This is a genomic window from Nocardioides nitrophenolicus (assembly GCF_016907515.1).
Classification (GTDB): domain Bacteria; phylum Actinomycetota; class Actinomycetes; order Propionibacteriales; family Nocardioidaceae; genus Nocardioides; species Nocardioides nitrophenolicus.
In genome coordinates this window covers 2,419,680-2,440,412 of record NZ_JAFBBY010000001.1, presented here as the reverse complement: position 1 = coordinate 2,440,412, position 20,733 = coordinate 2,419,680, and the positions used below count along the sequence as shown (strand labels likewise).

The following is a 20,733-nucleotide window of genomic DNA, read 5'->3' as shown; positions in this document are numbered from 1 at the left end:
TCGATCACAAGGAGAAGAGATGACCACATTCGGATCTGGCGGGCTCGGACGCCTCCGGACCGCGATGGCTGCCTCGGTGGCGGGCGTCCTGCTGTTCGCCGGCTGCTCGGGCGGTGGCTCGGGCTCCGACTCCGACGAGCCCCAGAGCGGCGGCACCCTGCGGGTCGGCATGAGCTCGGAGGTGACCACCCTCGACCCCGCCAAGGGCTCGGCCAACGCCATGGCCCTGACCGGCTACGCCATCTACGACACCTTGATGAAGGTCGAGAAGCTCGGTGACGAGCCGAAGCCGAACATCGCCGAGTCGATGGAGCCGAACGCCGACTTCACCGAGTGGACGATGAAGCTGCCGACCGGCCTGAAGTTCAGCGACGGCACGCCCTTCGACGCGGCCGCGGTGAAGTTCAACATGGACCGCCACCTCGACCCGGACGTCCCGTCGACCGCGAAGTCGCTGCTGTCCTCGGTGGAGTCCGTGGACGCGCCCGACGAGACGACCGTGGTGTTCCACCTCAAGAACGCCTACGCCGGGCTGCCCTACGCCCTCTCGTACGACGGCAGTGGCACCGCCGGCTACATCGCCTCGCCGACCGCGCTGCAGCAGTACGGCGACGACTACACCAGCCACGCGGCCGGCGTCGGACCGTACAAGCTCGAGTCCTGGGGACCTGGCAAGGACACCGTGCTGGTGCGCAATCCCGAGTACTGGGGCAAGGACGAGCCCTATCTCGACAAGGTGCAGATCCGCCTGATCGAGGACGAGCAGGCTCGCTTCCAGGCGCTGCAGTCCGGTGACATCGACTACGCGCCGACGATCAACCCGACGATCATGCTGCAGGCCCAGAACGACGCCTCGCTCAACTTCGTGCAGGGCGTCGGCAGCGACCAGGACTCGATCGCCCTCAACATCACCAAGCCGCCGTTCGACGACCCGCGGGTTCGCAAGGCCGTCTCGATGGCGCTGGACCGCGACGAGATCGTCGACCTGACCAAGGAGGGCATGGCCCGCCCGGCCGTCAACCTGTTCCCGGAGTCCGACCCGTTCCACAACGACAACGCGGACCCCGGCCACGACCTGGACGAGGCGAAGAAGCTGGTCGACGAGTACGAGGCCGAGACCGGCACCCCGGTGTCCTTCACCTACATGTGCCGTCCCACGGTCAACACGACCGATGTCGTCGAGCGCCAGCTCACCGAGGCCGGCATGGACGTGAAGGTCGACGTCCAGGAGAGCACCACCGCCGTGTCCAACTTCATCGCGGGCAAGTACGACGCCGCCTGCTGGACCATGGCCGGCTTCCTCACGCCGGACCTGCTGCCGTACCGCTTCTTCTACTCCAGCGGCGACCTCAACAGCACCGGCTTCGCGAACCCGGAGTTCGACCAGCTGGTGGACGAGGCGCGGCTCACCGACGACACCGCGAAGCGCAAGGAGCTGTGGGGCCAGGCCGACGCCATCCTCACCGAGGAGCTGCCGTGGGTGTGGACGACCAGCCAGCCGATCGGCTTCGTCTCGTCGAAGAAGGTCCACAGCGCGGACCTCGACGAGCCGAGCCGGCTGCGGTACTCGGTGCCGACGGTCAACAACGTGTGGCTGTCCAAGTAGTCGACGCCGTCGACTGACGCACTCGACCCCGGAGGAAGGGAATCAGCATGGAGAACGCGGCATCGCGGCCGAAGGTCGCGCTCGTAACCGGCGCGGCGTCCGGCATCGGCCGGGCCACCGCCGAGCTGTTCGCCACCCGCGGCTACACCGTCGCCGCGCTCGACATCGCCGAGGACCGGCTGCGCCAGGCGGCCGCCGAGGCTCCCTCCTCCGGGTCCGCGCGGATCCACCCGGTCCCGGTCGATGTCGCCGACCGGGACCGGGTGACCGGCGCCGTTGAGGCGGTGGTGGCCGAGCACGGCGGTCTCGACGTCGTGGTCAACTGCGCGGCCAGCTTCCTGGCCCGCGGCCTCGATGCCACCCCCGCGGAGTGGGACGCCGTGCTGCGGGTCAACGTCCAGGGCATCAGCAATGTCGTCCAGGCGGCGCATCCGCACCTGGCCCGCGCCGCGGGCGCGGCCGTGGTCAACACCGCCAGCGTCTCCGCCCATGTCGCCCAGCCCCAGCGCTGGACCTACAACACCACGAAGAGCGCGATCGTCGGGCTGACCCGGTGCCTGGCGATGGACCTCGCCGGCGACGGGATCCGGGTCAACTCGGTCTCACCCGGCTGGATCTGGACCCCCGAGGTCGCGGCCGCGGCGGTCGACGGCGGGCGGGAGCGCTGGGAGCCGGTCTGGGGCCGCTTCCACCTGCTCCGCAGGCTCGGTGAGGCCGCCGAGGTCGCGGCCGCCATCGGCTTCCTGTGCTCGCCCGAGGCCAGCTTCATCACCGGAGTCGACCTGCCGGTCGACGGCGGCTACCTCGCCATGGGCCCGGAGGGCCTGGGCGACACCTCCAGCTTCGCCGGCTCGGTCTGAGCCCGGCGTTCCCCGAACGAACAGAGAGTTCCCATGCGAAGAATCGTCATCACCGACACCAACCTGGGCGACGGGTCCCACGAGCGGGCCGAGCTCGGCGAGGGGTACGACGTGACGCTCGCCGGCGTGCTCGCCGAGGACGAGGTGATCGCGGCCGCCCGGGACGCCGAGGGGATCCTGGTGCAGTGGGCGCCGATGACCGAGCGGGTCTTCGCCGCGCTCCCCGGTCTGCGCGCCGTGGTCCGCTACGGCATCGGTCTCGACAACATCGACCTCGACGCCGCGGCCCGCCACGGTGTCGCCGTCAGCAATGTCGACGACTACTGCATCGCCGAGGTGGCCGACCATGCCGCGGCATCGATCTATGCCCACAACCGGCGGCTCACGGCCGCCGCCCGGCGGGTCGCGGAGGCGGGGTGGGGCACGGCCGGCATCGCCGCCCCGCTGCCGCCGGCGCAGGACCCGGTCGGCATCGCCGGCTTCGGCCGGATCGGTCGTGCCGTCGCCGATCGCGTGTCCGCGCTGGGCTTCCCGGTCCACGTGTGGGACCCGTTCGCGACCGAGGTCCCGGCGTCGGTCACCCGGCACGAGACGCTCGGCGAGCTGGCCGCCGCCGTGAACCACCTGACCCTGCACATGCCGTCCACCGCGGAGACCGCGGGCGTCGTCGACGCAACCGTGCTCGCCGGGCTCGGCGCGGGCGGTCACCTGGTCAACACCGCCCGCGGCGCGCTCGTGGACGAGGACGCGCTGCTCGCCGCGCTCGATGCCGGCAGTCTCGGGTTCGCCTCGCTCGACGTACTCTCCAGCGAGCCGCCGGCCGGCGTCGCCGCCCGGCTCGCCGCCCACGCGCGGGTGCTGGTCAACCCCCACATCGCCTACCTGTCGACCGAGTCGCTGCCCCAGCTGCGGGTGCGCGCCGCGGCCAGGCTGGCGGCCCTGCTCGAGGACAGCTCGCGATGAAGGCCCTCGTGTTCACCGGACCGGGCGTCGTGGAGCTCCAGGACGTCCCCGAGCCGGTCGCCGCCGCCGGCGAGGTCGAGATCCGGGTGGTCGCCTCCGGCATCTGCGGCAGCGAGCTGCACGGCATCGCCCACACCGAGTTCCGCAAGCCACCGCTGGTGATGGGCCACGAGTTCTCCGGCACCACACCCGACGGACGACGGGTCACCGTCAACCCGTTGCTCAGCTGCGGCGGCTGCGCGGCCTGCGTCCGCGGGGACGAGCAGCTGTGCGAGACCCGGGCGATCATCGGCATCGACGCGCCCGGGGCCTTCGCCGAGCGGGTCGTCGTGCCCGAGCGGGCGGTGCGCGAGCTGCCCGACGACCTCTCCTTCGCGGAGGCGGCGCTCGTGGAGCCGCTCGCCAACGCCGTGCACGCCGTCCGGCTCGCGGACCTGGGACCGGACAGCCGGGTAGCCATCCTCGGCGCCGGCACCATCGGCCTGACCTGCCTGCTGGTCGCGCTGCAGCACACCGCGGACGTCACGGTCACCGATCTGGCCCCGGGTCGGCTCGAGCTCGCGGCGAGTCTCGGCGCCGCGCGGACGAGCAGCACGCTGGAAGGCCGCTACGACGCGATCATCGACGCCGTCGGGGCCGAGGCGACGCACCAGGCGTCGGTCGACTTCCTGCGCCCCGGCGGCACCGCGGTGTGGATCGGGCTGCTCAGTGCGTCGGCCGGCTTCGACGGCCAGGAGATCGTCCGCGCCGAGAAGCGCGTGGTCGGGTCGTACTGCTACACGCCGCGCGACTTCGACCAAGCACTCGACCTGGCGACCCGAGTTCGGCTGGACTGGGCCACCACGTTCCCCCTCACCGAGGGGGCCGAGGTGTTCACCAGCCTCATGGCGGGCGTCACCGAGACGACCAAAGCACTGTTGATGCCCTGACCGCGAGGTCGGGGCGAAGCCGGGAGAAGGAGGAGCGATGACGTTCGGGGTGCGGATCCTGCCGCTGGGGACCGGTGAGGTCCCCGGGCCGGAGGTCTACTGGATGTCGGACTGGGACCAGTGGTACGAGCTGGCCTTCCAGGCCTTCCTCGTCGAGGGCGACGGCGTCCGGGCGCTGGTGGGCACCGGCCCGGCGCAGGACCTGACCGCCATGAACGAGGGCTGGGCCTCCTTCCTCGGCGAGCGCGCCGCCTTCCGCCGGGAGCCGGGCCAGTGGCTCCCCGACCAGCTCGACGCCCTCGGCGTACCGCTCGACAGCATCACGCACGTGCTGCTCACCCCGCTCCAGCTCTACACGACCGCGAACGTGCTGGCCTTCGAGCGCGCCCAGATCTGCCTCACCCGCCGGGGCTGGACCCACTTCCACACCAGCCACCGGCATCCCCACGACGACCGGGACACCTCGCTGACGCCCGACGTCGTCGCCCAGCTGACCGGTCCCGCCTGGCCGCGGGTGCGACTGCTCGAGGACGAGGACGAGATCGCCCCGGGCCTGCGCACCTGGTGGACCGGCTCCCACCACCGGGCATCGATGGCCGTCGAGGTCGACACGGCGGCAGGCGTCGTCACCATGACCGACGCCTACTTCACCGAGCGCAACCTGCGCGAGGACCACCCGATCGGCATCTGCGAGAACATCTACGAGGCGCTCGCCGCCCACGACCGGGTGCGCCGCACCGCCGACATCGCGCTCACCCTCTACGACGCCGGGCAGCTCGCCCGCTACCCCGACCGCGTCGTCGTCCCGGTGCCGCGATGAGTGCGCCGGTCAAGTCGGCCGACCGGGTGCTGCTCATCTTCGAGCTGCTCACCGAGCATCCCGACGGGCTCACCCTGGCCGAGGTCCAGCAGAAGATGGGCCTGCCCAAGAGCAGCACCCATGGCCTGCTGCACACCATGGTGATGCGCGGCTTCCTCGACCTCGACCAGACGACGAAGCGGTTCCGGATCGGGATCCGGCTCTGGCAGGCGGGACGCAGCTACCTCAGCGCCGCGTCGATCGAGAGCCTCGCGTTGCCCTACATGGCCGCCGTGCGAGACGAGCTGAACGAGACGGTGCAGCTCGCCGTGCTCGACGGCGCCGACAACGTCTACGTCGCGAAGGTCGATCCCGACCACCAGCTGCGGCTCGCCTCCCACGTCGGCGCCCGGCTGCCGGCGTACGCCACCGGCATCGGGAAGGCCCTGCTCAGCACCCTCGACGATGACGAGGTGCTGCGCCGGGTGGGCGAGGAGCCGTTCACCCGGTACACCAGCACCACCCTCCCGGGACCCGCGGCGCTGCTCGACCAGCTCCGCGAGATCCGCGAGCGGGGCTTCGCCGAGGACCACGCGGAGTACACGCCCGGCGTGTTCTGCGTCGCCGTGCCGCTCGCGCGCACCGCCGAGCACCAGCCGGCGATGAGCGTGTCGATCCCCGACGTCCGCAAGACCGACGAGCTGATCGCCCGCGCGATCGGCTCCCTCCAGGAAGCCGCCGCGGCGATCGCCGCGCGGATCGGCTGACCCGTCCCCTCCCACCCAGCACAAGGAGCAGTTCCCCCATGGAGTTCATCAGGTACGGCGCGGCCGGTTCCGAGCAGCCGGCCGTGCGCGACGACGCCGGGACGACGTACGACCTGCGCGGCCTGACCGCCGACATCGACGGCGCCTTCCTCGCCGCGGACGGCATCGCCCGCACCCGGGCCGCCCTGGCCGCGGGCGAGCTGCCCGCGCTCGCGCTCGCCGACGACGTCCGGATCGGGGCGCCGATCGCGCGCCCCCAGGCGGTCAGCTGCATCGGCATGAACTACGCCGCCCACGCGGCCGAGTCGGGCGCCGAGCCCCCGGCCGTCCCGGTGCTGTTCTACAAGCATCCCGGCACCGTGGTCGGGCCCGACGACGACGTCCTGCTGCCGGTCGGCTCGACCCGCAGCGACTGGGAGGTCGAGCTCGGCGTCGTCATCAAAGACACGCCGCGCCACCTCTCCGACGACGCCGACCCGTTGGCCTATGTCGCCGGCTATGTCACCGCCAACGACCTCTCCGAGCGGGCCAGTCAGCTCGAGCACTCCGGCGGCCAGTGGTCGAAGGGCAAGTCGGCCGAGACCTTCTGCCCGGTCGGTCCGGTGCTGCGTCCCGCCGACGAGATCGACCCGCAGGCGCTGCGGCTGCGCTCGTGGGTCAATGACGAGCCGCGCCAGGACTCCTCGACGGCCGACATGGTGTTCACCGTCGCCGAGATCGTCCGGCACCTGAGCCGGCACGTCTACCTTGCACCCGGCGACCTGGTCCTCACCGGCACTCCCGAGGGAGTCGCCCTGTCGGGGCGGTTCCCGTATCTCGCCGACGGCGACGTGATGGACCTGGAGATCGAGGGCCTGGGCCACCAGAGGCAGCGGGTGCGCCAGGCGGTGTCGGCCGTCTCGGCCGCGCCGTAGCCCGGCGACGCCGCGACGCTCGCGTCGTCGGTCGACCGACGAGACGCGCTCCGGGAACGGGAAACCCGCGCGCCGACCGGCGCTGCCGGGCACAATGCCGGGATGCGCCTGCTGCCGCCCCTGCTGATCCTGATCCTGTGGGTCTACTGCCTGGTCGACGTGATCACCGCGCGCGAGGACAGCGTCCGCAACCTCGCGAAGACCTGGTGGCTGCTCATCGTGTTCTTCTTCCCGCTCGCGGGCTCGATCGCCTGGTTCATCGCCGGGCGGCCGACGCCCGAGCGGGCGCTGACCCGCGACCAGGGCGCGGCGCCGGGCTTCCCGGAGTACGAGCGCCGGGGCCGGTTCGCGCCCGCGGATCCGGAGAAGGACGAGGAGTTCCTGCGCAAGGTGCGGGAGCGGGCCGAGGAGCAGCGGCGGGCCTATGAGCTCAAGCGCCGCGAGGAGCAGCGCCGCGACGAGGGCACCGACCCGGCGTAGGCAGTTCGCCCGGATGTCCCCCCGCGGAACGGGTACGCCGGGAGGATGGACGACGAGGTTCTTCACGGTTACCTGCAGCACCACTGGGCCGGATCCACGGCCGGGGTCTCGCTCTTCCGGCGGGTCGCCGGGAGCCACGGGATCGCCACGGTCGCCGCGGGAGTGGGCCGGCTCGCCGAGGAGGTGGCCGAGGAGCGCGAGATCCTGCGCCGCGTCATGCACGACGTCGGCGCGAGCCCGAGCACGATCGGCACGGTCGCGGCGCGGGTCGGCGCCGAGCTCGGGCGGCTGAAGCCGAACGGCCGGATCCTCACCCGCGCCCCGCTGACCGACCTGGTCGAGATCGAGGCGCTGCGGATCGCGGTCTTCGGCAAGCGCAGCGGGTGGGAGGTGCTGCGCTCGGTGGCCGACGACGACCCGCGGCTCGACCCGGCGCTGCTCGACGACCTGATCGCGCGCTCGGACCGCCAGCTTGAGACCCTCGCCCAGCTGCACCTGACCACCGCCCGGAGACGGATCGCGGCATGAGGGTCGTCGTCACCGGGGCGTCCGGCAACATCGGCAGCGCCACCCTGCGCGAGCTCACGGCCGGTGGCCGGCACGAGGTGGTCGCCGTGGCGCGCCGGCGTCCGGAGCTGAGCGACCGGGCGGCCGCCGAGGCGTCGGTGACCTGGCGGCCCGCCGACGTCGGTGCCGACGACCTCGACCCGCTGCTCGACGGCGCCGATGCGGTGGTCCACCTGGCCTGGAGGTTCCAGCCCACCCACCGGCCCGAGGAGACCTGGCGGACCAATGCGGTCGGCACCCGGCGCCTGCTGGCCGCCGTCCGCCGCCGCGGGGTCAGGGCACTGGTGTGCGCCTCCTCGGTGGCCGCCTACTCTCCGGCCCACCACGACGACCCGGTCGACGAGGGCTGGGAGACCGACGGGTCGTCGTCGGCGGCGTACTGCCGGGAGAAGGCCTACAACGAGCGGGCGCTGGACGCCTTCGAGGCGACGGGCGAGGGCACCCGGGTGGTCCGGGTCCGGCCGGCGTTCGTGTTCCAGCGCTCGGCGGCCAGCGAGCAGCGCCGGATCTTCGGCGGCGCGCTCGTCCGGCCCTGGATGTTCGACCGGCGGCTGATCCCGGCCCTGCCGGTGCCCAGCGGGCTGCGCCTGCAGGCGGTCCATGCCGAGGACGTCGCCCGCGCCCTGGTGGCGGCCGTCGAGCGGCCGGTCGCCGGCGCCTTCAACCTGGCCGCGCCCGGCGTGCTGCGCCGGTCGGAGCTCGGTGAGCTGGTCGGCGCGCCCACGGTCGAGGTGCCGCCCCGGCTGGTCAGCGGCGCTCTCGACCTGGGCTGGCTGACCCACCTGCTGCCCGTCCCGGGCGCGCTCGCGGACGCGTTGCTCGCCGTCCCGCTGCTCGCCGCGGACCGGGCCCGCACCGAGCTGGACTGGACGCCCCAGCACACCGCCGCCGAGGCGGTCGAGGCCTTCCTCTCCGGCGCCGCGCGCTCCGCCGGATCCGGGATGCCACCCCTGCATCCCTGACCGTGGCCCGCGGGTGATGGGATCGACCCGTGGGCGGTGTGCTGGAGGGCTTCGGGACGATCGCGATCGTCATCGCCCTCGGTGCGCTCCTCGCCGACCGCGGCATCGTCGACCTGCAGGGCCAGCGCAGCCTGTCGCTCGCGTCCTTCTACCTCGCCAGCCCGGCGCTGCTGGTCACCGTGCTCGAGGACTCCGACCCGTCCCGGGTGCTCTCCGGGCCGCTGGTCGCGACGGCCGCCGGGGTGGTGGTCAGCGCGGGCATCATGGCCGCGATCGCCCGGGTACGACGACTCGACGCCGGGACGTCGGTGGTCGCGAGCCTGTGCTCGGCGTACGTCAACGCCGGGAACCTCGGCATCCCGATCGCGGCCTACGCGCTCGGCGACGCGGCGCTGGTCGTGCCCGCCCTGCTGATGCAGCTGCTGGTGCTCCAGCCGCTCGCGCTGACCGTGCTCGACGTGGTGACCAGCCCGGAGCGTCCGTCGGTCCTCAAGATCCTGTCCCGTCCGGTCACCAACCCGCTCACCATCGCCTCCTTCGCCGGCCTGTTCCTCGCCGGGACCGACACCGAGCTGCCGCAGGTCGTGCACGCGCCGCTCGAGCTGGTCGGGGGAATGGCGGTGCCCGCCATGCTCATCGCGTACGGCGTCGCGCTCCGCCTGGGTCCCCTCCCCGGCCGCGGGGTCACGCCGCGCGCGCTGGCCACCGTGACCTCGTTGAAGATGGTGGTGCAGCCGGTCGCGGCCTACCTCGTCGGGCGGTTCGGGGTCGGCCTCGACGGGACCGAGCTGTTCGCGGTGACCCTGCTCTCCGCGCTGCCGACGGCGCAGAACGTCTTCGTGGTCGCGATGAGGTACGAGCGGGGGGTGCTGCTCGCCCGCGACGCCATCTTCGTCTCGACCCTGGCCTCGGCGCCGGTGGCGATCCTGATCTCCGCGCTGCTCGCCTGACCGCCCGCCGGTGCCGCCGGTGCCGGAGAGCGGGAGGAGCCGCACACCGGGCAGCGGGCCCTTCCTACGGTCGCCCCACCCGTACCGTGCACAGGAAGGACAGCCGTCATGACGACCGCTCCCGACATCCCCCGCCAGATCGAGGCGGACCCGATCGCGCAGCGCTACGCCCGCGGCTGGCACTGCCTCGGACTCTCCAAGGACTTCCGCGACGGCCGGCCGCACCAGGTGCAGGCCTTCGGCGCCAAGCTCGTCGTCTGGGAGGACGCCGACGGCGAGCTGCGCGTACTCGACGCCTACTGCCGCCACATGGGTGGCGACCTCTCGCAGGGCACCGTCAAGGACGGCAACATCGCCTGTCCGTTCCACGACTGGCGCTGGGGCGGCGACGGGCGCTGCAAGCAGATCCCGTACTCGCGCCGGGTCCCCCTGCGCGCGCGGACGTCGGCCTGGCCGACCCTGGACCAGGACGGCATGCTGTTCGTCTGGAACGACCCCGAGGGCAACCCGCCGATCGCCGAGCAGGCCATCCCCAAGATCCCGGGCGCGACCAGCGACGAGTGGACCGACTGGCACTGGTACTCGATCAGGATCGACGGCTCCAACTGCCGCGAGATCGTCGACAACGTCGTGGACATGGCGCACTTCTTCTACGTGCACTACTCGATGCCGACGTACTTCAAGAACGTCTTCGAGGGCCATGTCGCCACCCAGGTCATGAACGGCACCGACCGTGGCGACGTCGCCGTCCCCAGCGAGGACGACTCGACCCTGCTCGCCATGAAGTCGACCGCGTCGTACTTCGGGCCGTCGTTCATGATCGACGACCTCGTCTACGAGTACGACACGGGGAACTTCGAGTCGATCCTGATCAACTGCCACTACCCGGTGGACACGAACTCGTTCGTGCTCCAGTACGGGATCATCGTCAAGAAGCCGCAGGGCGTCTCCGACGAGTACGCGCACGCGTCGGCGGTGAGCATGGGCGAGTTCATCAAGACCGGCTTCGAGCAGGACGTCGCGATCTGGCGGAACAAGGCCCGGATCGACAACCCGCTGCTGTGCGAGGAGGACGGCCCGGTCTACCAGCTGCGGCGCTGGTACCAGCAGTTCTACACCGACGTCGACGCCGTCCTGCCGGAGATGACCGAGCGCTTCGAGTTCGAGCTCGACATGACCCGGCCCGCCGAGGCCTGGGGGCAGGAGGTCGCCGACAACATCGCCCGGGCCGCCGAGAACGAGTCGGTCTGATGGCCGCGCCCGTGGCCGGCGTGACCGTCCGTCCCGACGTCCGCCTCGAGAACGCGCCCATGTCGCCGGTCTCGTGCGAGACGTGCGGGGCGGCGGTCGAGGCGCGCAAGAGCAGCTGGGAGCAGACGAGCATCCAGTGGCACGCGGCCGACACCGAGCGCTGCCTGGAGCGGCGCGCGGCGATGCCGCCGCGGATCGAGGGGATGCTCTTCGCCGGGTGTGTCTCGCTGCGTCAGGCGCTGGCGAAGGCCGTCGAACGCGGTGACCTCCCGGTGCTCACCGACGACTGATCGCACGGACAGCACGGACAGCAAGGAGCCCCGGCCGCGAGCGCGGCCGGGGCTCCTTCGCGTCGTGGGCGGGTCAGCCGTCGTACGAGACCCGGACCCGGTCGCTGACCGGCCGCGCCTGGCAGCCGAGCACCAGGCCGTCGGCGAGGTCGGCATCGTCCAGGACCTGGTTGACCGCCATCGCCACCTCGCCCTCGGAGACGACGCAGGCGCAGGCGCTGCACGCCCCCTCCCGGCACGAGTACGGCGCCGGCAGTCCCGCCGCCAGCAGCACATCGGTGAGCGGGCGCGAGCGGGCCCACGGCAGCGTGTGGGTCTCGCCGTCGAGGGTGACCTCGAGCTCGGCGGCGTCCTCGTCGCTCGCGGGGGCGAGGGGCTCGGGCGCGGCGAACGGGTCGCCGGTGAGCGAGACGAACTCCTCGACGTGCACGAGCGCGGGGTCGGCGCCGGCCGCGGCGAGCGCCTTCTCGACCGCGCGCATGAAGAGCGCCGGGCCGCACACGAACGCCTCGCGGCCGGCGTACGGCGTGAGTCGGGCCGCCAGCCGCTCGTCGTCCGGGAGGCCGTGCAGGCTCTCGAGCCAGTGCAGCACGACCAGCCGGTCCGGGTGGGCCTGCTCGAGCGCGGCGAGCTCGGGGCCGAGGATGACCGAGCGCTCGTCGCGGTTGGCGTAGAGCACGACGACGTGGCCGGTGCCGGCCGCCAGTGCCGAGCGCAGGATCGACAGCACCGGCGTGACGCCGCTGCCAGCGGCGACGAGGAGCAGGTCGCGGTCGAGGTCGCGCGGGGTGAAGGTGCCGGCCGGGCGGAGCGCGTCGACGACGTCCCCGACCGCGAGCTCGTCGCACATCCAGGCCGAGCCGCGCCCGCCGGGAACCTTCTTCACCGTGACGACGAGCCGGTCCGGCTCGTGATGGGGCGAGCTGCTCAGCGAGTAGCAGCGGGCCAGCGACCCCTCCGCGGCCGGCACCCGGAAGGTGAGGAACTGACCCGGCTCGTAGCCGACCCGGACGCCGTCCTCGGCCGCGAGCACGACGGAGCGCGCGTCCTCGGTCTCGGCGACGGTGGCGACGACCCGCAGCCGCAGAGGGGCGGTGGTCATGCGCTCTCGGGCCGGGTGAGGAAGGCCTCGACGACGCTCTCCCACGCGTGCTTGGCCTCGATCATCGCCCAGTGGCCGCAGTTGGGCAGCACGTGCAGCTCGACGTCGGGGATGGTCCGCATCGGGATGAGCGCCATGTCCATCGGGCTGACCCGGTCGTCGCGGCCCCAGGTGATGAGGGTCTTGGCCTTGATCTTGTGGAACATCGCCCAGTACGGCACGTGGTCGGCCGCCGCGGCCGCCGCCGCGTTGCGGGCGAACGCCTCGCTGCCGTAGAGCGTGCGCGCGTTGGCGAGCGTCTCGGGGTCGGTCGCCTGCTGCCAGCGATCCTCGATCATCTCGTCGGTGATGATCGACGGGTCGAACACCATCGAGTGCAGCCAGGCGACCAGCTTCTCGCGGGTCGGGTGGTCGGTGAAGTCGACGAGCAGCCTGATCCCCTCGCCGGGCGCCGGGGAGAAGATGTTGCGGCCCAGGCCGCCGACCGTGACCAGGCGGCGTACCCGGTCGGGCTGCTCCATCGCGACCATGCCGCCGGCGATGCCGCCCAGCGAGTTGCCGATGATGTCGAACCGGTCGAGCCCGAGCGCGTCCGCGAACCGGGTCGTCGCCGCGGCCGCGCCGGGCACCAGGCCCTCGCCGGTCGCGTCGCTGATGCCGAAGCCGGGCAGCTCGAGGACCAGGCAGCGGAAGTGCTGGGAGAAGCGGGCCAGGTTGCCGGCGAAGTTCTTCATGCCGGTCACGCCCGGGCCGGAGCCGTGGAGCATGACGAGCGGCGGGCCGTCGCCGGCCTCGTGGTAGCGGAGCACGCCGCGGTCGGTGGCGACCTCCCGGAGGGTGGCGCCGGCGTCGAGAGTCGAGGTCTGGGTCATGGTCGGCGACGCTAGGCGGCGGCGTACGGCCGGCGGGGCGCTCGTTCCGTTCTCCGGGAGAAGAGCCCGGCCGGAGCTCGCCGAGCGCCTAGCGTCACGGGGTCACCCTGGCCCACCGAGGAGTACCGATGCCCCAGACCGCGCTCGCCCCGCACGAGCCCAGCCCCGAGCGGATGCGCCGGGCGATGAGCAGCTTCGCCAGCGGCGTCACCGTGGTCGCCGGACTCGACGCCGACGGACCGGTCGGCTTCGCCTGCCAGTCCTTCGCCTCGGTGTCGCTGACCCCGCCGCTCGTGCTCTTCTGCGCCGACCACCGCGGCCGGACCTGGCCGCGGATCCGGGCCGCCGGCAGGTTCAGCGTCAACATCCTCGGCGAGCAGCAGACCGAGCTGTGCCAGCGCTTCGGCTCCAGCAAGGGGCGCAAGTTCGACGAGCTCGCCTGGACGACGTCCGAGTGGGGGACGCCGGCGCTGCCCGACGTCCTGTGCCGGGTGCACGCCGAGGTCGCCTCGGTGCACGTCGAGGGCGACCACGACGTCGTGATCGGGCGGGTGCTCGCGCTCGAGACGCCCCGCACCGGGCGGCCGCTGGTCTTCTACCGCGGGCGGTTCGGGGTCGACGGCGACGGGGTGCTCGTGCCGCCGGACCTGTTCGGGTGGAACGAGCACTGGCGCTGAGGTCGCCCGTCGTACCGGGCAAAACGGTCGTGAACTCGACGAGTTCACGACCGTTTCGTCCGGTACGACGGGGAAGGGTCAGGCGGAGGGCGGGACGAACGCCGCGAGCGGCTCGGAGCCGGACCAGTCGTGGCCCCAGTAGGAGTCGGCGGTGATCTCCTCCGACGTGTACGACGTCTCGTCCACCCGGCTGCCGTCGGTGCCGTACTCGACGTCCCAGCCGCCGGGCGCGCGGACGTAGAAGGACACCATCTTGTCGTTGGTGTGCCGGCCCAGCGTCGACGAGATGGAGAAGCCGCGCTGGTTGACCTGGTCGAGCGCGCGGCCGACGGCGTCGAGCTCGTCGACCTCGACCATGAAGTGGACCAGGCCCGGCGCCTCGCCGTGGGGGGCGCCGATGAGCGCGAGGCTGTGGTGGCGCTGGTTGACGCCGAGGAAGCGGACCCGCGGCTGGTAGCCGTCGATCGGCGGCCCGGCCTTCATCGCGCCGCGCGGCAGGAAGCCGAGCGTCTCGACGTAGAAGGCGTAGGTCTCCTCCGGACTGGTCGTGGGGACGACGACGTGGCCCAGGCCCTGGTCGCCGGTGACGAACCGCTGCGCGAAGCCGGTGCGCACCGGGCTGTGGTCGAGCTCGGGGCCGAAGAAGATCTCGGTCGGGTTGCCGCCGGGGTCGGTGAAGCCGATCGCGCCCTCGACCCGGCGGTCGGCGAGCTCGTCGTCGGTGAGCGGCTTGACCGCGACGCCGGCGGCCTCGAGGTCGCGGGCGACCGCGGCGAGGGCGAGGTGGTCGCGCACCTCCCAGCCGATGCTGAGCACGCGGTCCGGCCCGCCCGGGAGGACGACGAGGCGCGCGGGGCGCTCGTCCATCCGCAGGTAGAGGCCGTCGGGGTCGGCGCCGGCGACCTCCTGGAAGCCGAGCGTGTCGATGGCGAGCTCGCGCCAGCGGGCGATGTCCTGGCTCTGCATGCGCAGGTAGCCGAGCGAGCGGATGTGGCGGACGTTCTGGGTCATCGGGGTGGTTTCCTTCCAGGGATCAGATCATCGAGTGCAGCGGGCCCGGCGGCGGCACGAGGTCCATCTCGCCGAGGGCCGAGGCGTGCAGGACGGGGCCGGGCACGTTGATCGCGTGCGCGAGGCCCATGTGGCCGTCGCGCCAGAAGCGCTGCATCGGGTGGTCCAGGCGCAGCCCGTTGCCGCCCGAGCGGGCCACGATCTCGTCCATGGCGCGGACGGCGCGCCACGAGGCGGTGACCTGCGTCTGCCGGTTCTTCGAGCGCTCCGCGAAGGTCAGCTCGTGGCCCGCGGCCACCCGGTCGTAGCTCCAGCGCAGGCTGTCGAGCAGCGCCACCTTGGACGCGTGGATCTCGGCCGCCGCGGCACCGATGGCCGAGAGCACGTAGGGGTCCTCGCGCACCGCCGTACCCGTGATCTGGAGCCGGTTGGTCTGGTAGGCGAGGTGGTGGGCGAGCGCGCCGTCGCAGATGCCCAGGACGGCCGAGGTGATGCCGCTGGGGAAGACGGTCGTGAACGGCATCAGGTACGTCGGGTCGTCCAGGCCGGCGTCGCGCGGCGCGGAGCCGTCGGTGAGCCGGTCGTAGCCGAGTACCCGGTAGTCGGGGATGAAGGCGTTGTCGACGATGACGTCCTTGGACCCGGTGCCGCGCAGGCCCACGACGTCCCAGGAGTCCTCGACGATCGTGTAGTCGGCGCGCGGGAGGACCACGTGGTACATCCCGGCCGCGAAGTCGGGCGCGCCGTCGGGGCCGGCCATGGTGGCCCCCAGGAAGATCCAGTCGCAGTGGTCGGTGCCCGAGGAGAACTGCCACCGGCCGGAGAACGTGAAGCCGCCGTCGGCGGGGGTCAGCATGCCCATCGGGGCGTAGGGGGAGGCGATCCAGACGTCCGGGTTCGCGCCCCAGACCTCCTCCTGCAGGCGCGAGTCCATCATCGCCATCTCCCACGGGTGCAGGCCGACGATGCCGGCGACCCAGCCGGTCGCGCCGTCGCACGCGGCGACCTTCATCACGGCCTCGGCGAACTCGGCCGGGGTCGTCTGCAGGCCGCCGTACTTGGCCGGCTGCAGCATCTTCATCACGCCGGTCTCGCGCAGCAGGGCGACCGCCTGGTCGTCCAGCTTGCCGAGCTTCTCGTTGGCCGCACCGGTCGCGGCGATCTGCTCGGCGCGCTCCTCGATCGCGGACAGGACTTCGTGGCCCATGGTTCTCCTCCTCCGGGACTGCTCGGGCAGTCGTGGGGTCACCGTCGCAACGCCGGCCCCCTCCTGCCGGGCGTTCTCCCGCCAGGCGGGAACTGAGCGCGAACCGGGCACGGCCGGACCCATTGCTCTCCCGCCGTCCGGCAGCGATCGGCGGCGCGCGAGAATCGGGCGCGAGCCTGACCAGACCGACGACCGGAGGGAGCCCGTGGTGACGTCCCCGACGAGCGAGCCGACCCCCTCGCTGGAGAGCACGACGCTGGGGCTGCTCAACGTCTTCGCGAGGGTCGCCGAGAGCCGCGAGCACACCCGGATCTTCGAGGAGCTCGGCGGCGTCTCGCTGCCGGCCGCCGACCTGCGGCTGCTGGAGTACCTCAACGGCCGCCCGCCGGTGCCGACGAGCACCGTGGCCGCGGCTCTGGCCACCGACCTGTCCCGGACCAGCCGGCAGGCCCGCCGGCTCGAGGAGCTCGGGTACGTCGCCCGGCAGGCCGACCCCGCCGACGGACGGCGCACCCTGCTGCGGGTCGCCCCGGCGGCGCAGCCGGTGATGGACCGGTCCCTGCGCAGCTGGGCCGACGCCTCGCTCAGTGCGACCGCCGACTGGAGCGAGGACGAGGTGGCCGCGCTGGCCCGCTGGCTGCGCCTGGTGCACGCCGGGCTCAGCGGGTGGCTGGCCGACCGGCCCGACTCCGCCGCGCCCGAGCTGTGGCAGCGGCTGGTCGCCACCGACGACGTGCGTCCCACCGAGGCGCGGCTGGCGCTGGGCGAGGCCGCGATCCGGCTGTTCGCCTGGCTGCCCCAGGCCCGGTGGTTCGAGCAGCTGCTGCGCGACCACGCGCCGGACCTCAGCCCGCCGGTCTACCTGACCCTGGTCGTCGTCGACAGGCACGGCCCGCTGGCCGTCTCCGACCTGGCCGAGCGGACCTGGGTCGACCACACCCAGGCCAGCAAGCGGGTCAGCCGGCTGCAGGAGCTCGGCCTGGTGGAGCGCGCGGCCGACACCTTCGACCGGCGCACCACGCTGGTGCGCTGCTCGCGGCGCGGGGTGGCCCAGGTGCGCCGGCTGGGTGCCGCGCAGCGAACCGACCTGGTGGCCGCGCTGGGTCCGCTGGACGAGGCCGAGCGGGCCGGCTGGGCGGCGCTCGTGGAGCGCTACGTCGCCGCGCTGAGCGCTCGGGGGCTGATCTCCGAGCTGTGAGCGGCGAGCTGGGTCGAGAAAATTCCGTGCAATCGATCCACTAAAACTAGCCGTTCGGCAAGTAGTTTGGTGAAGGGTCATGGCAGACATTTCCGCAGGTCAGACCCCCATTTCAGCGATCACGAGCGCTCCCTCTGGGCGGGAGTCGCGAACTGAGGCGCATCGAGCCGCAGAGAATACGTGCGTTCCGTCCACTTGATTTACCCTGTGTCAGTGCTCACACTCGGGGGGAGGCACCACCGTCGAGGAGCATCCATGACCGTCACCGCACTGCCCGCCGCGTCCGCGGCCACCGACCCCGACGACCGGCGTACCCCACTGGGCGTCGTGGGCCGGGTGACCCGGATCCTCAACGCCTTCAGCGAGTCGCCCGACCGGCTCATGCTCGAGGACGTGATGGCGCTGACCGGGCTGCCCCGCTCCACCGCCTTCCGGATCCTCGGCCAGCTCATCGAGGAGGGCTGGGTCGAGCACGACACCCGTGGCTACCGGCTCGGGCCGCACGCGCCCACGCTCACCGGCCGGCCCGGCGAGCACCAGGAGGTGCGGGTCGCCGCGTCGCCGTTCCTCAACGAGCTGCACGCCCTCACCGGCGCGGTCGCCCACCTCTCCGCGCTCGAGGGCGACCGGGTCCACTACCTCGACAAGATCGGTGGCTCCGTGGCCCGCGCCGTTCCCTCGCGGGTCGGCGCCCGGCTGCTCGCCTGCGACACCGTGAGCGGGCGCGCGCTGCTCGCCTGCCGGGCGCCCGAGTACGTCGACGACGTGCTGGGCCCACGGCTGGCCGCCGACCGGCTGGCGCTGCTGCACCGCGAGCTCGCCGCCGCCCGCCAGCGCCGCGGCGTGGTCCACGCGCCGGCCGACCCCGTCACCGGCATCGCCTCGATCGCCGTCCCCGTCCTCGGCCCCCAGGGTGCCGTCGCCGCGATCTCGCTGGCCGTCCCCGGCGAGCTCCCGCCCGCGCGGGTCGGCCCGCTGCTGCTCAACCAGGCCCACCGCGTGGCCGGCGTCCTCTTCCCCAAGCGCCGCCTCCAGGGCCGATCCTGGCTGCGCTGATCCGGGCCGCGCCGGCCGACTCCCGCAGGACGGGAGGACCGCCGGAGCCGGGCCGGGATGCTCCCTAGCGTCGCCGCCACGACGCCGGAGGTCGGCGTCGCGAACCGGTGAGAGGAACACGATGGACTGGGCAGAGGAGTACGACGTACTGGTGGCGGGCTCCGGCGCCGGCGGCATGGCCGGCGCCTACACCGCGGCCCGCGAGGGGCTGAGCGTGTGCCTGGTCGAGGCCGGTGACAAGTTCGGCGGCACGACCGCCTACTCCGGCGGCGGCGGGGCCTGGTTCCCCGCCAACCCGGTGCTGCTCCGCGCCGGCACCGACGACACCGTCGAGGACGCGCTCGAGTACTACCGCGCCGTGGTCGGCGAGCGCACCCCCGCCGACCTGCAGGAGACCTACGTCCGCGGCGGGGCCGGGCTGATCGCCTATCTCGAGGAGGACGCGCACCTCTCGTTCGAGCCCTACCCGTGGCCCGACTACTTCGGCGAGGCGCCCAAGGCGCGCCGCGACGGGCAGCGCCACATCATCCCGACCCCGCTGCCAGTGCCGGACGCACCCGAGCTGCGCGAGGTCGTGCGCGGGCCGCTCGACAACGACCGGCTCGGCACGCCCCCGCCCGACGACCTGTTCGTCGGCGGCCGTGCCCTCGTCGCCCGCTTCCTGACCGCGCTGGCGACCTACCCCCACGCGACGCTGGTCCGCGAGACCGCGCTCACCGAGCTCGTCGTCGAGGACGGCGTCGTGGTCGGCGCGATCGTCGAGCACGACGGCGTACGCCGGGCGATCCGCGCGCGCCGCGGCGTGCTGCTGGCCGCCGGCGGCTTCGAGGCCAACGACGAGCTGCGCCGCAAGTACGGCGTCCCCGGCGTCGCCCGCGACACGATGGGCCCGCCCACCAACGTCGGGCGCGCCCACCAGGCCGCGATAGCGGTCGGCGGCGACGTCGACCTGATGGGCGAGGCGTGGTGGTCGCCCGGGCTCACCCACCCCGACGGGCGCTCGGCGTTCGCGCTGTGGTTCACCGGCGGGATCTTCGTCGACGGCGAGGGCAGGCGCTTCGTCAACGAGTCGGCCCCCTACGACCGGCTCGGCCGGGCGATCATCGACCACCTCACCGACGACGAGGGCGTCACCCGCCCGTACTGGATGGTCTACGACGACAAGGAGGGCTCGATCCCGCCGGTGCGCGCCACCAACGTCTCGATGGTCGACGAGGAGCAGTACGTCGCCGCGGGCCTGTGGCACACCGCCGACACGCTGCCCGAGCTGGCCGCGCTGATCGGCGTACCGGTCGACGCCCTGGTCGCCACCGTCGAGCGCTTCAACCAGCTCGTCGCCGACGGCTGCGACGCGGACTTCGGGCGAGGCGGGGAGGCCTACGACCGCTTCTTCTCCGGCGGCGAGCCGCCGCTGGTGAGCATCGACGAGGGCCCCTTCCACGCGGCGGCCTTCGGCATCTCCGACCTCGGCACCAAGGGCGGCCTGCGCACCGACACCTCCGCACGCGTGCTCACCGCCGACGGTACGCCGATCCCCGGGCTCTACGCCGCCGGGAACACCATGGCCGCGCCCAGCGGCACCGTCTATCCGGGCGGCGGCAACCCGATCGGCACCAGCATGCTGTTCAGCCACCTCGCGGTGCGTGCCATGGCCGAGGGCGCCGGCGACGGGGACGCCCGGTGAGCGCCGAGGCCAGGGCCGCGGTGGCCCGCTACCTCGACGCCGTCGCCGGCGGCTCGCCCGCCGCCATCGCCGCCCTCTACGCACCCGACGCGACGCTCGAGGACCCGGTCGGCGCCGACGTCCTGCGCGGGCGCGCGGCGATCGAGGAGTTCTACGGCGCGCTCGCGGGCGCGCGGGTCGCGACCGAGCTGCTCGCCGTACGAGCGGTGGAGGGGCAGGCGGCGTTCTCGTTCCGGGTCACCACCGACGCCGGCGACCAGCAGTACGTCGTCGAGCCGATCGACGTGATGACCTTCGACGCCGACGGGAGGATCACGTCCATGCGGGCGTTCTGGGCGCCCGAGGACATGGTGGTCCGGCCCGCCTGAGGCGGGGTTGCGTCGGGGCGGGGCGGGGCGGGTCCCGGCGGGGCAGGTCGGGTCGGGGCGGGTCCCGGCGGGTCCCGGCGGGGCAGGTCGGGGCGGGTCCCGGCCGCTGTAACACGTAGTCCGCCGGCCTACCCGACCCCAGTCGGCGCTTCGTCGGCGTGTCGCACGGCGTGTCGCGACGTGGACTGCGTGTTACAGCGGCGGACTGCGTGTTACAGCG

The 20,733-nt window shown here is 72.9% G+C and carries 22 protein-coding genes; 18 read left to right on the top strand and 4 right to left on the bottom strand.

What is annotated here, in order from left to right:
• The first annotated feature begins 19 nt into the window (after positions 1-19).
• The 13 genes from JOD66_RS11910 to JOD66_RS11850 all read left to right on the top strand — a co-directional run bounded on the left by JOD66_RS11910 (position 20) and on the right by JOD66_RS11850 (position 11,338).
• Positions 20-1,606, top strand: coding sequence for an ABC transporter substrate-binding protein (locus JOD66_RS11910; protein WP_204837089.1), 1,587 nt, complete (start codon positions 20-22; stop codon positions 1,604-1,606).
• A gap of 47 nt (positions 1,607-1,653) precedes the next feature.
• Positions 1,654-2,466 carry an SDR family NAD(P)-dependent oxidoreductase gene (locus JOD66_RS11905; protein WP_204837088.1) on the top strand — a complete coding sequence of 271 codons (813 nt, stop codon included), beginning with the start codon at positions 1,654-1,656 and terminating at the stop codon, positions 2,464-2,466.
• A gap of 33 nt (positions 2,467-2,499) precedes the next feature.
• The gene (locus tag JOD66_RS11900) at positions 2,500-3,429 is read left to right on the top strand and encodes an NAD(P)-dependent oxidoreductase (protein ID WP_204837087.1); all 930 of its coding nucleotides are present in this window, start codon (positions 2,500-2,502) and stop codon (positions 3,427-3,429) included.
• The gene (locus JOD66_RS11895) at positions 3,426-4,358 is read left to right on the top strand and encodes a zinc-dependent alcohol dehydrogenase (RefSeq protein ID WP_204837086.1); all 933 of its coding nucleotides are present in this window, start codon (positions 3,426-3,428) and stop codon (positions 4,356-4,358) included. Before JOD66_RS11900 ends, JOD66_RS11895 begins: the two co-directional genes overlap by 4 nt.
• Before the next feature lie 37 nt (positions 4,359-4,395).
• On the top strand, positions 4,396-5,178 hold the full coding sequence (locus tag JOD66_RS11890; protein ID WP_204837085.1) for an MBL fold metallo-hydrolase: 783 nt from the start codon (positions 4,396-4,398) through the stop codon (positions 5,176-5,178).
• A complete protein-coding gene (locus tag JOD66_RS11885) occupies positions 5,175-5,924 on the top strand; it encodes an IclR family transcriptional regulator (RefSeq protein ID WP_204837084.1) in 750 nt (249 codons plus the stop codon). The genes JOD66_RS11890 and JOD66_RS11885 overlap by 4 nt, the downstream gene beginning before the upstream one ends.
• Positions 5,925-5,962: 38 nt before the next feature.
• On the top strand, positions 5,963-6,838 hold the full coding sequence (locus JOD66_RS11880; RefSeq protein WP_204837083.1) for a fumarylacetoacetate hydrolase family protein: 876 nt from the start codon (positions 5,963-5,965) through the stop codon (positions 6,836-6,838).
• Positions 6,839-6,940: 102 nt separating this feature from the next.
• Positions 6,941-7,318 carry a PLD nuclease N-terminal domain-containing protein gene (locus tag JOD66_RS11875; RefSeq protein ID WP_204837082.1) on the top strand — a complete coding sequence of 126 codons (378 nt, stop codon included), beginning with the start codon at positions 6,941-6,943 and terminating at the stop codon, positions 7,316-7,318.
• A 45-nt stretch (positions 7,319-7,363) separates the two neighbouring features.
• Positions 7,364-7,846 carry a hypothetical protein gene (locus JOD66_RS11870; protein ID WP_204837081.1) on the top strand — a complete coding sequence of 161 codons (483 nt, stop codon included), beginning with the start codon at positions 7,364-7,366 and terminating at the stop codon, positions 7,844-7,846.
• On the top strand, positions 7,843-8,847 hold the full coding sequence (locus JOD66_RS11865; protein WP_204837080.1) for an NAD-dependent epimerase/dehydratase family protein: 1,005 nt from the start codon (positions 7,843-7,845) through the stop codon (positions 8,845-8,847). Before JOD66_RS11870 ends, JOD66_RS11865 begins: the two co-directional genes overlap by 4 nt.
• Before the next feature lie 29 nt (positions 8,848-8,876).
• The gene (locus tag JOD66_RS11860; RefSeq protein ID WP_204837079.1) at positions 8,877-9,797 is read left to right on the top strand and encodes an AEC family transporter; all 921 of its coding nucleotides are present in this window, start codon (positions 8,877-8,879) and stop codon (positions 9,795-9,797) included.
• Between the two features lie 108 nt (positions 9,798-9,905).
• A complete protein-coding gene (locus tag JOD66_RS11855) occupies positions 9,906-11,048 on the top strand; it encodes a 3-ketosteroid-9-alpha-monooxygenase, oxygenase component (RefSeq protein WP_204837078.1) in 1,143 nt (380 codons plus the stop codon).
• Positions 11,048-11,338 (top strand): hypothetical protein, encoded by a 291-nt coding sequence (locus JOD66_RS11850; protein ID WP_204837077.1) that lies wholly within the window; start codon positions 11,048-11,050, stop codon positions 11,336-11,338. Before JOD66_RS11855 ends, JOD66_RS11850 begins: the two co-directional genes overlap by 1 nt.
• A gap of 73 nt (positions 11,339-11,411) precedes the next feature.
• Here JOD66_RS11850 and JOD66_RS11845 read toward each other — a convergent pair whose 3' ends face one another.
• Positions 11,412-12,440, bottom strand: coding sequence for a ferredoxin--NADP reductase (locus JOD66_RS11845; RefSeq protein WP_204837076.1), 1,029 nt, complete (start codon positions 12,438-12,440; stop codon positions 11,412-11,414).
• On the bottom strand, positions 12,437-13,312 hold the full coding sequence (locus JOD66_RS11840; protein WP_204837075.1) for an alpha/beta fold hydrolase: 876 nt from the start codon (positions 13,310-13,312) through the stop codon (positions 12,437-12,439). Before JOD66_RS11840 ends, JOD66_RS11845 begins: the two co-directional genes overlap by 4 nt.
• A 128-nt stretch (positions 13,313-13,440) precedes the next feature.
• Here JOD66_RS11840 and JOD66_RS11835 point away from each other — a divergent pair, with 128 nt between their 5' ends.
• A complete protein-coding gene (locus tag JOD66_RS11835) occupies positions 13,441-13,989 on the top strand; it encodes a flavin reductase family protein (protein ID WP_204837074.1) in 549 nt (182 codons plus the stop codon).
• A gap of 78 nt (positions 13,990-14,067) precedes the next feature.
• Here JOD66_RS11835 and JOD66_RS11830 read toward each other — a convergent pair whose 3' ends face one another.
• A complete protein-coding gene (locus JOD66_RS11830) occupies positions 14,068-15,000 on the bottom strand; it encodes a VOC family protein (protein WP_204837073.1) in 933 nt (310 codons plus the stop codon).
• A gap of 22 nt (positions 15,001-15,022) precedes the next feature.
• The gene (locus tag JOD66_RS11825; protein ID WP_204837072.1) at positions 15,023-16,207 is read right to left on the bottom strand and encodes an acyl-CoA dehydrogenase family protein; all 1,185 of its coding nucleotides are present in this window, start codon (positions 16,205-16,207) and stop codon (positions 15,023-15,025) included.
• A 208-nt stretch (positions 16,208-16,415) separates the two neighbouring features.
• On the opposite strand from JOD66_RS11825, the gene JOD66_RS11820 reads away from it, so the two are divergent.
• The 4 genes from JOD66_RS11820 (at position 16,416) to JOD66_RS11805 (ending at position 20,513) form a co-directional block, all read left to right on the top strand.
• Complete coding sequence (locus JOD66_RS11820) at positions 16,416-17,405, top strand: MarR family winged helix-turn-helix transcriptional regulator (RefSeq protein WP_204837071.1); 990 nt, start codon at positions 16,416-16,418, stop codon at positions 17,403-17,405.
• A gap of 255 nt (positions 17,406-17,660) precedes the next feature.
• Positions 17,661-18,461 carry an IclR family transcriptional regulator gene (locus JOD66_RS11815; protein ID WP_204837070.1) on the top strand — a complete coding sequence of 267 codons (801 nt, stop codon included), beginning with the start codon at positions 17,661-17,663 and terminating at the stop codon, positions 18,459-18,461.
• A gap of 121 nt (positions 18,462-18,582) precedes the next feature.
• Positions 18,583-20,145 carry an FAD-binding protein gene (locus tag JOD66_RS11810; RefSeq protein ID WP_204837069.1) on the top strand — a complete coding sequence of 521 codons (1,563 nt, stop codon included), beginning with the start codon at positions 18,583-18,585 and terminating at the stop codon, positions 20,143-20,145.
• A complete protein-coding gene (locus tag JOD66_RS11805; RefSeq protein ID WP_204837068.1) occupies positions 20,142-20,513 on the top strand; it encodes a nuclear transport factor 2 family protein in 372 nt (123 codons plus the stop codon). Before JOD66_RS11810 ends, JOD66_RS11805 begins: the two co-directional genes overlap by 4 nt.
• The last annotated feature ends 220 nt before the right edge of the window (positions 20,514-20,733 follow it).

Excerpts from the sequence above, each read along its gene's own strand:
- JOD66_RS11830 (WP_204837073.1), bottom strand. The coding sequence starts at position 15,000 with ATGACCCAGAACGTCCGCCACATCCGCTCGCTCGGCTACCTGCGCATG.
- JOD66_RS11845 (WP_204837076.1), bottom strand. The coding sequence starts at position 12,440 with ATGACCACCGCCCCTCTGCGGCTGCGGGTCGTCGCCACCGTCGCCGAG.
- JOD66_RS11870 (WP_204837081.1), top strand. The coding sequence starts at position 7,364 with ATGGACGACGAGGTTCTTCACGGTTACCTGCAGCACCACTGGGCCGGA.
- JOD66_RS11855 (WP_204837078.1), top strand. The coding sequence starts at position 9,906 with ATGACGACCGCTCCCGACATCCCCCGCCAGATCGAGGCGGACCCGATC.
- JOD66_RS11910 (WP_204837089.1), top strand. The coding sequence starts at position 20 with ATGACCACATTCGGATCTGGCGGGCTCGGACGCCTCCGGACCGCGATG.
- JOD66_RS11815 (WP_204837070.1), top strand. The coding sequence starts at position 17,661 with ATGACCGTCACCGCACTGCCCGCCGCGTCCGCGGCCACCGACCCCGAC.
- JOD66_RS11840 (WP_204837075.1), bottom strand. The coding sequence starts at position 13,312 with ATGACCCAGACCTCGACTCTCGACGCCGGCGCCACCCTCCGGGAGGTC.
- JOD66_RS11810 (WP_204837069.1), top strand. The coding sequence starts at position 18,583 with ATGGACTGGGCAGAGGAGTACGACGTACTGGTGGCGGGCTCCGGCGCC.
- JOD66_RS11895 (WP_204837086.1), top strand. The coding sequence starts at position 3,426 with ATGAAGGCCCTCGTGTTCACCGGACCGGGCGTCGTGGAGCTCCAGGAC.
- JOD66_RS11835 (WP_204837074.1), top strand. The coding sequence starts at position 13,441 with ATGCCCCAGACCGCGCTCGCCCCGCACGAGCCCAGCCCCGAGCGGATG.
- JOD66_RS11885 (WP_204837084.1), top strand. The coding sequence starts at position 5,175 with ATGAGTGCGCCGGTCAAGTCGGCCGACCGGGTGCTGCTCATCTTCGAG.
- JOD66_RS11850 (WP_204837077.1), top strand. The coding sequence starts at position 11,048 with ATGGCCGCGCCCGTGGCCGGCGTGACCGTCCGTCCCGACGTCCGCCTC.
- JOD66_RS11865 (WP_204837080.1), top strand. The coding sequence starts at position 7,843 with ATGAGGGTCGTCGTCACCGGGGCGTCCGGCAACATCGGCAGCGCCACC.
- JOD66_RS11905 (WP_204837088.1), top strand. The coding sequence starts at position 1,654 with ATGGAGAACGCGGCATCGCGGCCGAAGGTCGCGCTCGTAACCGGCGCG.
- JOD66_RS11900 (WP_204837087.1), top strand. The coding sequence starts at position 2,500 with ATGCGAAGAATCGTCATCACCGACACCAACCTGGGCGACGGGTCCCAC.
- JOD66_RS11825 (WP_204837072.1), bottom strand. The coding sequence starts at position 16,207 with ATGGGCCACGAAGTCCTGTCCGCGATCGAGGAGCGCGCCGAGCAGATC.
- JOD66_RS11890 (WP_204837085.1), top strand. The coding sequence starts at position 4,396 with ATGACGTTCGGGGTGCGGATCCTGCCGCTGGGGACCGGTGAGGTCCCC.
- JOD66_RS11880 (WP_204837083.1), top strand. The coding sequence starts at position 5,963 with ATGGAGTTCATCAGGTACGGCGCGGCCGGTTCCGAGCAGCCGGCCGTG.
- JOD66_RS11875 (WP_204837082.1), top strand. The coding sequence starts at position 6,941 with ATGCGCCTGCTGCCGCCCCTGCTGATCCTGATCCTGTGGGTCTACTGC.